The organism is uncultured Aliivibrio sp. (assembly GCF_946479765.1).
Classification (GTDB): Bacteria; Pseudomonadota; Gammaproteobacteria; order Enterobacterales; family Vibrionaceae; genus Aliivibrio.
In genome coordinates, this window is record NZ_CAMLHO010000066.1 from 1 (window position 1) to 10,615 (window position 10,615).

Annotated in this window: 8 protein-coding genes and 1 pseudogene; 7 read left to right on the forward strand and 2 right to left on the reverse strand. The window is 39.7% G+C overall.

The features are described from left to right. Positions 1-268: pseudogene (locus tag Q1K78_RS15770) on the forward strand (carboxypeptidase); the annotation flags it as partial. A 175-nt stretch (positions 269-443) separates the two neighbouring features. Then, the gene (locus tag Q1K78_RS15775) at positions 444-995 is read left to right on the forward strand and encodes a YcbK family protein (protein WP_300181014.1); all 552 of its coding nucleotides are present in this window, start codon (positions 444-446) and stop codon (positions 993-995) included. A 122-nt stretch (positions 996-1,117) separates the two neighbouring features. Here Q1K78_RS15775 and asnS read toward each other — a convergent pair whose 3' ends face one another. Beyond that, complete coding sequence (gene asnS / locus Q1K78_RS15780; RefSeq protein ID WP_300181017.1) at positions 1,118-2,518, reverse strand: asparagine--tRNA ligase; 1,401 nt, start codon at positions 2,516-2,518, stop codon at positions 1,118-1,120. A 268-nt stretch (positions 2,519-2,786) separates the two neighbouring features. Here asnS and queD point away from each other — a divergent pair, with 268 nt between their 5' ends. Further along, positions 2,787-3,149 carry a 6-carboxytetrahydropterin synthase QueD gene (gene queD / locus Q1K78_RS15785; protein WP_065591750.1) on the forward strand — a complete coding sequence of 121 codons (363 nt, stop codon included), beginning with the start codon at positions 2,787-2,789 and terminating at the stop codon, positions 3,147-3,149. Between the two features lie 49 nt (positions 3,150-3,198). Here queD and Q1K78_RS15790 read toward each other — a convergent pair whose 3' ends face one another. Continuing rightward, positions 3,199-4,176 (reverse strand): endonuclease/exonuclease/phosphatase family protein, encoded by a 978-nt coding sequence (locus tag Q1K78_RS15790; protein ID WP_300181035.1) that lies wholly within the window; start codon positions 4,174-4,176, stop codon positions 3,199-3,201. A 223-nt stretch (positions 4,177-4,399) separates the two neighbouring features. Here Q1K78_RS15790 and sbcD point away from each other — a divergent pair, with 223 nt between their 5' ends. The 4 genes from sbcD to Q1K78_RS15810 form a co-directional block, all read left to right on the forward strand. After that, positions 4,400-5,644: an exonuclease subunit SbcD gene (sbcD, locus tag Q1K78_RS15795; protein ID WP_300181023.1), complete on the forward strand. Its 1,245-nt coding sequence runs from the start codon at positions 4,400-4,402 to the stop codon at positions 5,642-5,644. Continuing rightward, positions 5,641-9,321: an AAA family ATPase gene (locus Q1K78_RS15800; RefSeq protein WP_300181025.1), complete on the forward strand. Its 3,681-nt coding sequence runs from the start codon at positions 5,641-5,643 to the stop codon at positions 9,319-9,321. The genes sbcD and Q1K78_RS15800 overlap by 4 nt, the downstream gene beginning before the upstream one ends. A 61-nt stretch (positions 9,322-9,382) precedes the next feature. After that, complete coding sequence (locus Q1K78_RS15805) at positions 9,383-9,871, forward strand: acyl-CoA thioesterase (RefSeq protein WP_300181028.1); 489 nt, start codon at positions 9,383-9,385, stop codon at positions 9,869-9,871. 450 nt (positions 9,872-10,321) lie between these two features. Further along, positions 10,322-10,615, forward strand: a 294-nt coding sequence (locus Q1K78_RS15810; protein ID WP_300181031.1) for an aromatic amino acid transport family protein, incomplete at its 3' end; no start/stop codon positions are given.

The window sequence follows — 10,615 nt, forward strand, 5'->3', positions numbered from 1 at the left end:
GTTTACAAAGCAGAGTCGAGCTTGTAGTTCAGGGTGCACCCGAGTAGAAAAGGCTGCAGAGTTTGCACAACTGTTAATGGAAGAGGCTCATTTTTCTAAAAAAGAATACCAAAACTATCACCAGTTACCTGAAACGAAAGAGGCTTTTTTAACTCAAATGATCTCGGTATATACGATTTATCAGACTGCGTGGATTGATGAAAAGGACCAAATACAATTTAGAGACGATATCTATGAGTATGATAAATGGAGTAAGTCTAAAAATTGACCAATAATTGACATTTGGTATTCAGTCTAAAAAATAGATACAGTTCAATAACTAAGCTTTTTTATAAAGGGTACTGAAAAAAAACACGCTGTTCATTATTTGACCGTTAATAAGTAAGTGTGTATCTTCTCGCTCAGTTATTGATTGATCTATTTATAAGTGAGCTGTTTACTGCATGTCTGAATTTAGTCCATTACGTCGTAAAATCCTTCTAGGTGGCGCTGCTACTGTTGGTTTAAGTCTATTTCCTACGTTATCTTTCGCATCACAATTTGAGAATACACCACGTAAACTCGCATTAAATAATTTGCATACAGGTGAAGAGTTACAGACTGAATACTTTAATGGACGAGGTTATCAGAATACAGAACTAGCAAAACTAAATCATTTATGCCGTGACTTTCGTCGAAATGAAAGTATAGCGATGGATACTGGGCTGTTTGATCAACTGTCAGCGATTCAAAAAGTGATTGGATGTGACACTCAGGTACAAATAATATCTGGTTATCGTTCACCGGCAACCAATGAAATGCTGCGTGGTAAATCACATGGCGGAGTCGCTAAGAAAAGCATGCACATGTTAGGAAAAGCAATGGACTTTCGTCTAGAAGGTGTGCCGTTGGATGAAGTAAGAAAAGCGGCGTTATCATTAAAAGCGGGCGGAGTAGGGTATTATCCGGGCAGTAACTTTGTTCATATCGACACGGGACGAGTTCGTTTCTGGTAATTCTTCGGTATTTAACAATAACAAACATAAAAAATGGCGACCGCATTGGTCGCCATTTTTGTATTCATTACTATCTACTTAATCTATTCTTACAGAGCTAATGTTCTATAAGAATAAGCCAATTAGAAGTTAGCTGAACGTGGAGTACGTGGGAACGGGATAACGTCACGAACGTTGCCCATACCAGTTACGTAAGACACTAGACGCTCAAAGCCAAGACCGAAGCCAGCGTGAGGCACAGTACCGTAACGACGTAAATCGCGGTACCAAGTCATGTGTTCAGGGTCGATACCCATTTCAATCATACGTGCATCAAGAACGTCTAAACGCTCTTCACGTTGAGAACCACCAATGATCTCACCAATGCCTGGTGCAAGAACATCCATCGCAGCAACCGTCTTACCATCGTCATTTTGACGCATGTAGAATGCTTTAATGTCTTTAGGGTAGTTTTTAACGATAACAGGTGCTTTGAAATGTTCTTCAGCAAGGAAACGCTCATGCTCAGAAGACATATCGATGCCCCACTCAACGTCGAATTCAAATTTCTTACCAGAGTCGATAAGGATTTGGATTGCGTCAGTGTAATCAACTTGTGCAAAATCAGAACTTACAAATTGCTCTAGACGAGTGATTGCTTCTTTATCAATGCGAGAAGCAAAGAATTCTAAGTCATCACGACGCTCAGCAAGAACCGCTTCGAATACATACTTAAGCATGTCTTCAGCAAGCTTAGCTACATCATCAAGAGTAGCGAAAGCAACTTCAGGTTCAACCATCCAGAATTCAGCTAGGTGGCGGCTTGTGTGTGAGTTTTCAGCACGGAAAGTCGGACCAAATGTGTACACTTTGCTTAATGCACAAGCGTAAGTTTCAGCATTTAATTGACCAGAAACAGTAAGGAATGTCTCTTTACCAAAGAAATCTTTGTCGTAATCAACATTGCCTTTGTCATCAAGAGGAACGTTCGCGTGATCTAATGTAGAAACGCGGAACATCTCACCAGCACCTTCAGCATCAGATGATGTGATTAGTGGTGCAGACATCCATAAGTAACCTTGCTCGTGGTAGAAGCGGTGAATCGCTTGAGACAAACAGTTACGAACACGTGCAACCGCGCCAATCACGTTAGTACGTGGGCGAAGGTGAGCAACTTCTCGTAAATACTCAATTGAGTGACGAGTTTTCGCCATTGGGTATGTATCTGGGTCTTCAACTAAACCAACTACTTTTACAGCCGTTGCTGCAAGTTCGAAATCTTGACCTTGAGCAGGAGATGCAACGATAGTACCTGTAACTTCAACAGAACAACCTGTTGTTAGTTTTAGGACTTCTTCATTGTAATTATTTAAGTCATTAGGAACTACGGCCTGAATCGGATCGAAACAAGAACCGTCATAAATAGCTAGAAATGAGATCCCAGCTTTAGAGTCGCGACGTGAACGGATCCAACCGCGAACAGTTACTTCACTGTCAACCGCTAGTTTGCCGCTTAATACGTCTGTTACAGGCGCGTAAGTCATGTTAATTACATTCTCCATTGTTGTGCTACGAGCACGAATATTTTTTATTTCAAGATAGACATATTACCTTTCTTATTAATAGCTTCAAGTGTTGTTATGCGATAAAGATAAAAATTCCGGATTAGAATCAATTTTCCCCATAAATTAGCCGAAAAAACCACCAATATTACAAGGTAATAGGGAACTTACCGTTTGGGAGTCTTGTTGTTTGGTAGGGAAGTAGAGTACTATTCTGGCTTCATAATATAGGTAATAGAGATTTTAACTAATGACAACTGAACTATATAAAGACTTCATGTTTGAAGCAGCACACCATTTACCACATGTACCAGAAGGTCATAAATGTGGTCGCCTTCATGGTCACTCTTTTTTAGTTCGTTTGTATGTTGAAGGTGAAGTTGACCAACATACCGGTTGGGTAATTGATTTCTCTGAAATTAAAGCAGCATTTAAACCAACCTATGATCGCCTTGATCACTATTACTTAAACGACATTGAAGGGTTAGAAAACCCAACAAGTGAAGTATTAGCTAAGTGGATTTGGAACGAAGTAAAACCAACACTTCCACTATTAAGCAAAATTGAAATTAAAGAAACATGTACTGCTGGTTGTACTTACCGCGGTCAGTAATCTACATTAACTGTCATGTTTAGAGAGGGCTGATTAATTCAGCCCTTTTTTATGCCTGGCGTATACGAGCGGTAATAGAAACCAAAGCATGATCGGTACTGAATTGGTCAATCTCGAATCTTGGATTCACAATGTGCTGATCGGTCACAGTGTAATCAACAACTTCTAAAATACTGCCCGAAAATGAGCTATCAAATTCGTTAGATAACAAGATGTAATCCAATACTGAGCCTTTTGCTCCGTAATAATGGGTACTTACTCGCTCTTCCAATAAATCTGCGCCCTTTAACCCACAGTAAATATCCCAACTGTCTTTAAGCTGAAATCGAGTTAAATAATCAGTACTAAATTTATCAAACCGTAACTCATGAGACAGTAGTCCTTTAAATTCATCATGAAACAAAGGCTTATTAAAATCACCCATCATAATCACGGGTTGGTTTGATTCTTTACGTTGTTGAATTATATGATTATGTAAGATGTTCGCTTCTAATCCACGCTGAACAGTCGAAAGCCAAGATCCTAGCTGTTCGTCATGAAGTTGATGAAGAGGAGAGCTGTTTGTTTCATCCGTTTCGTTACTCTCTTCTGGCTCTTTAGGGCGCTGAGACTTGAAGTGCACCACATAACAGTCAGTAATACCAAGATGAGGTAGCTCAATAGAGGCATGGACAGGCACACGATTAAATTCAAATTCAATCCCAAAGCGAGATAATTGAGCTTGCTCGGCAACAACAGGTTGAGTGTTTAAAATAGGATAACGCGAAGCAAAGGCAACCACAGGGGAATTAAAGACATAGCCATCTTCAGATTTTGGCTCATCGACAGTGGCAAAATATGAATAACCAAGCTCGTTAACTAAAGCCTCTAAAGCGCTTGGACTAAAGACTTCTTGAAACCCAATCACATCAGAGTTTAATGCCGTGATCTTATCCTTAAACCAGCCCTGTTTTTTCAGCCATTCATCTTGAGTTAGTATATTTTCAAAATCGTAATACGCATTAGGCGGCTCAACAAAGTTGAACATATTGATGGTAGTAAACGTTAGGCTTTCAGGAGATGGCAAATTAGATACTCATGTTGTGATTATCGATGGAATCGACGTTTATTAAATAAAGTATAACAGCATGAAGTAAGGTCAACACCTGCTAATAGTTTTAAGTTTAAACGCTTATAAAAGTACATAGTTTCTCTCCCAGATGGTATAAAAGGGGTATCGTCTTCTCTATCCATCAAACAAGTTGATATATATGCGTATTTTACATACTTCTGATTGGCACCTAGGTCAAAATTTCTTTACTAAAAGTCGCCGTAATGAGCATCAAAAATTCATTAGCTGGCTACTTGAACAAGTACAAGAAAATGCCATTAATGCGGTGATTATTGCCGGAGATGTGTTTGATACGGGCGCGCCACCAAGTTACGCGCGTGAAATGTATAACCAATTTGTGGTGGAGATGAACAAAGTAAACTGCGAATTGATCGTGCTTGGTGGAAATCATGATTCTGTGTCGACACTCAACGAATCAAAGCAGCTTTTAGCTCATTTAAACGCACGAGTAATTGCGAATACCAATGAAGACTTATCTACTCAATTATTAACACTTCCAAACGGTGACGGTTCTGTCGGTGCTATTTTATGTGCGGTTCCGTTTATACGACCACGTGATGTTGTCACAAGTGTGGCGGGCTCAACGGGTGTCGAGAAACAACAAGCACTCGGCGAAGCGATCAAGCAGCATTATCATCAACTGTATCAAAAAGCACTAGAACTAAGATCTGAGTTAGATCTTGATGTTCCGATTATTGCTACGGGTCATTTGACGGCACTCGGTGTTAAACAATCAGATTCAGTTCGTGATATCTACATTGGCACATTGGATGGCTTTGCTGCCGATGGTTTCCCGCCTGCGGATTACATCGCGTTGGGTCATATTCACCGACCTCAACTGGTGGCTAAATCTGATCATATTCGTTATTCAGGCTCACCAATCCCATTAAGTTTTGATGAGTTAAAATCTCAAAAACAAGTGGTGATGGTGGAGTTTGATAAAGCAAGCGTAACTCAAATCTCTCAAATTAATGTCCCTATGTTTCAACAAATGAAGGCATTAAAGGGCGATTTAGAAACGATTGAACAAGAGTTAGCACAATTCAAAGAGTGTGAAGAAACGACTTGGCTCTGTATTGAAGTAGAAGTACAAGATTACTTGTCCGATCTACAACAACGCATTCAAGCACTAACTCAAGATATTAACGTTGAAGTGTTGCAATTGCGTCGAGCGAGAAACCGCAGTGAACAAACCCTAGCGCAAGAAAAAACAGAAACGCTAGCGGAATTAACGCCTTTTGATGTGTTTACTAAACGGATTGAACAAGAGACGTTTGAAACAGAAAAAGAGCAGCAACGCGCAGAGCGAATGACAACCAAATTTAAACAGATTTTGTCAGAAGTAGAACATAAAGATACTGATCCACAAGAAGGTGATGCATGAGAATTTTAAGTCTAAGTTTTTCAAATTTAAACTCATTAAAAGGTGAATGGAAAATTGATTTCTCAGCGTCGCCTTTTGCTGAAAACGGATTGTTTGCGATTACCGGCCCAACAGGTGCGGGTAAAACGACGATTTTAGATGCGATCTGTTTGGCGCTTTATCATAAGACCCCTCGACTGGGTGGTATCTCAACATCAAGCAATGAGATCATGACGCGTGGTACCGCGGAGTGTTCGGCTGAAGTGGAGTTTGAAGTAAAAGGCAAAGCGTATCGTGCCTTTTGGAGTCAACGTCGTTCTCGTGGCAAAGTGGATGGTAATTTACAATCAGCCACCGTTGAGCTTGCTGAAGTTGATTCTGAAAAAGTATTAGCAACGCAAGTCAAAAAGAAAGATGATCTAATCAACTCAATTACTGGTCTTGATTTCTCTCGTTTTACAAAATCCATGATGCTTTCTCAAGGTCAATTTGCGGCGTTTTTAAATGCCGATGCGAATGATCGCGCCGGTTTATTAGAAGAGCTAACGGGTACAGAGATCTACGGTCAGATCTCAGAGAAGGTGCATGAGCATTACACCGCATCAAAGCAGAAATTAGCCGAGCTTAAAGCCAAAGCGGAAGGGGTTGAGCTACTTTCTGAAGAAGATAAGCAAGCCTTAATCGACGAGCAAGCCGAGCTGCAAACGAATCAAAAGCAACAGCAAGTTCAACTAGCAGAATGGCAAGCGCATGTTGAGTGGTGGATTGCAGATGCGAAAAATCAACAGCAGTGGCAGCAAGCAACTGAAAATAACCAGTTCGCGTTAGATAAGAAAAAAGAAGCCAGTACACAACTGCACCGTTTGGCGCAAAGTGAGCCCGCGGAAAAATTGCGTACGCCATATCAACTATGGCAAGAAGCACAAACTCGCTTCGATAGTTTAGTAAAAGAACTAACTCTGACCGAGCAATTACATCAAAAAACGGCAGCTGAGAAAGTGGATCTTGGATCTACGGTTACGCAATTAAAACAACGGTTTGACAGCATTAAAGTTGAGAGTAAATCGTTAGAAGTATTGATTAATGATTCAGTGCAACCGCTAGATACTGCGATTGCACAGTTAACTCAACAATCGCAAGAAAAGCAGCAACAGCTCACGCAAGTGAATACTCGCCTTCAGGATGGCAGTAATAAACAACAACGATTAGAGGCGTCATTAACAGAGTTAACGTCAAAATTAGCAGCACTGAATAACTATGTAGACACACATCAATCAGATTTGAATTTAGAGCGTTATTTAGGTCAATGGAAGACTCAAGTTAGTTATATTTTACAGCAAGATAAAGAAACTGCATTTTTAGCTAATAAAGTTGAGCAAGCTAATAAAACAGTTGCAACCTTACTTGAGAGCGTAAATCAAAAAGATACAGAATTAACACAAGTTCAAAGCACATTAAACAATGAAACAGAAGCAACGAAAAACGCTGAACTCGTATTTAAACAGCAACAAGAAAAAGGCACTGAAACGGAGTTAACAGAGCAAATCAATGCACTTAATACTCGTCATCATTACCGTGTAGAGTTGAATCATACTAATAACGAGTTTTTACGTGCTGAAAAAGAGCAACAGACGTTAAGCGAAGACCAAAAAACGCAGAGTGAAGCGATTCTAAAATTAGAAGCTCAGCGTGCTGATCTTGTTATTGCGTGTAAGCAACAAGATCAACATATCATTGATTTAACCACCCTAATTGACCAAGAAGGTGAGTTAGCAAAATATCGAGCAGTATTAGAAAAAGATCATGATTGTCCATTGTGTGGTTCAACGCATCACCCGTTATTGGAGCAATTTCAATCGCTTGATCTTAACGCGACAATACAACGTAAAAAAGAAGCAGAACAAAAGCGAGTTGAGATAGTTGAACAAGGCAAGTTGGTTCGTGAACAATTAGATTCCTTGAAAGTGAAACAAGATCACAGCCAATCTCAATTAGTACAGTGGCAACAAACGATAGAATCGGCGCAACAGCAATGGTCTACATTATTGGAAGCAACGCAATTAACGATTGAACTAGGTGATACAAATTCGATTAATCAGTTCATTAATGAGTGTGAAACGTCTTTATTGGCACTTAATGAGCAAGCGAAAACATTACGTCAAGCGGATGAAGATCATCGAACACAACAAGGCAAGTTACAACAGGCTCAGCACCGTCTGGATACGTTAAATAATGCGTTAAATTATGATCGTCAATCGTATCAAGCAGCCATTCAACAGTTACAAGATGACAATCAAAAATTAGCGCAATGGCAACTGCGTCAGAGTGAATTGAATCAGCAGTTGATTATGGAAATAGAGCAAGCAGGGTTTGATGAGCCAGCGTTCACTCAAATTCAATCTTGGTTTGTGCAAAAAGAGCAAGATCTACAACAAATTCAACTGCAAATTACGCAGCAGCAAGTGTTAACTCAACAGCAGCAAAAAGTGCAAAGTGATCATGCTCATTTAGCCGAGCAATTGGTTGAATTGAACACTCAGCAGCAACTATCTCAAACAGAAATATCAGTATTAACAACAGAGTTAGAGAAGCAGCAAGCAAAACGTATTGAGTTGTTTGGTATGCAAGAGATAAAAACAGCGCGTTCAATGATGATTGAAAAATTTAATACATCAGAACAAACTCATCAAATTGAACAACAAAAATTGCAATCACTTGTGCAACAGTTGGCGACGTTGGAAGGAAAACTCAACGGTTTGAAAGAGAGCCACGCAAGCAGTGAAAAACTAATGCAAGAGAGAATCACAGCGTGGCAAAGGTCTTTAGTTGAAAGTCCATTTGAAACACTTGAGTTATTTCAAGTGGCATTGATTTCAGAAGACGAACGCCAGCAACTCGTGGTGTTAAAAACTGAAATTCAGCAAGGTATTGAACGAAGTGGTGCTTTGTTGGATAGTGCACAACAAACGAAAGAGCAGCATCAACAACAACCAAAAGCAGCAGAATGGCAGGCTACAGCAAAAGAAGTGGTTGAAGTCGAGCTGAGTGACGTTAAATCTCAATCAGAAAATTTAGTAAAACGTGAGGGTGAAATCGCTCAAGCATTGCGCTCAGACAGCGAGCGTAAAACTAATCAAAAAGCCTTATTTGACGCAATAGAAGCGTATCAATCTGAGTATGATGACATTCAATATTTGCACTCACTGATAGGTTCACAAAAAGGCGATAAATTCCGTAAGTTTGCGCAAGGTTTAACGTTAGAAAATTTAGTGTATTTAGCCAATAAACAGCTTACTCGCTTACATGGTCGCTATGAACTTAAACGTAAAGCCAGTGATGGTTTAGAACTTCAAGTTGTCGATACATGGCAAGGTGATGTTGTACGAGATACAAAAACATTATCAGGCGGTGAGAGCTTCCTTGTCAGTTTGGCGTTAGCGCTTGCACTTTCTGACTTAGTAAGCCATAAAACGAGCATTGATTCACTGTTCTTAGATGAAGGGTTTGGTACGCTAGACAGTGAAACATTAGACATGGCGCTTGATGCACTAGATAACCTAAATGCATCAGGGAAAATGATCGGAGTGATCAGCCATATTGAAGCGATGAAAGAACGTATTCCAGTTCAAATAAAAGTCACCAAACGCAGTGGTTTAGGCGTGAGTGAACTAGAAAAACAATATAAAAAAGTCAGTTAAGTTTGTTGCTCATGAGCTCATTGTAAAAATGACAGTACAGATTAAAAGGAAGTAATAAAGAATGGGAAAGAATAAACGCGAAGTAACCTTACGTTTTCTTGCAGAGCCAGGGGATGTGAACTTTGGTGGTAAAGTTCATGGTGGTGCGGTAATGAAATGGGTCGATTTAGCCGCTTATGCATGTTCAGCTGGATGGAGTGGTAAATATTGTATTACCGCTTATGCTGGTGGTATTCGATTTGTTCAACCTATTCATGTAGGTAATCTTGTAGAGGTGACTGGCAAAGTTATCTATACCGGTAAGTCATCGATGCACATTGCCATAGATGTTCAAGCAAGTGATCCTAAAGAGCTTGATAATCGCTTAACAACCCATTGTATTGTTATCATGGTTGCTGTTGATGAAAATGGTAAACCGACAGAAGTACAAGAGTGGGTCCCTGAAACCGAAGAAGACATTCATTTACGTGAATCTGCGATTAAACTCATGAATATGCGTAAGCAGATCGGTGAAGAAATGGAAGCACATGTGAAATATTTGAAGAAATGATAAATAATTGAGATAGAGAAAAACTTATCGCCTAAAGGGTTGCATTGAAAACCTCAATATATAGAATGGATCGGGCTACCATATTGGTAGTTCGGTCAGTAAAGGACTTATTGACGTTTTATATAAAATGGAATGTGACTAATTAGGATGTACACATGATTTTTCAATTAACATCAGGCCCATTGTTAGAGCCTACAGAAGGTTCACCACACGCTACTTGCTCTACATCGACAGCAATAACTTCTTCACGCTTCCTTTCTGCTCAGTTTCTTGCGTTTCGCTTCCTCTCGTATTTTCGATTCCTCCGTTTTTATTCGTAATTAATCAGCTCTAACTTCAACCGTTTACCCTCATTTGTGGTGTGTTTTTGCGCGTGTTGAATTTGAAAAGCTAAAACTAAAAATAAACTAGAACTAAAGTTCAAACTCGAATAAAAACGAAGGAACAATTATGAATTTAAAATTAATCGGCAGCTCTCTTATTATTTCAGGTACCGCACTGGGTGCCGGTATGCTTGCAATCCCTATGGTTTTGGCTCAATTTGGCCTGCTGTGGGGAACTGCGCTAATGTTGCTTATCTTTATTGGTACAACATATGCTGCCTTATTACTATTAGAAGCAAGTATTAATGTGGGTGGTGGTTTAGGAATGAATACCATCGCTCGTAAAAGTTTAGGTAAAGGAGGACAGCTAGTTACTAACGGTTTGCTGTATGCTTTACTGATCTGTCTCTTAATGGCTTAT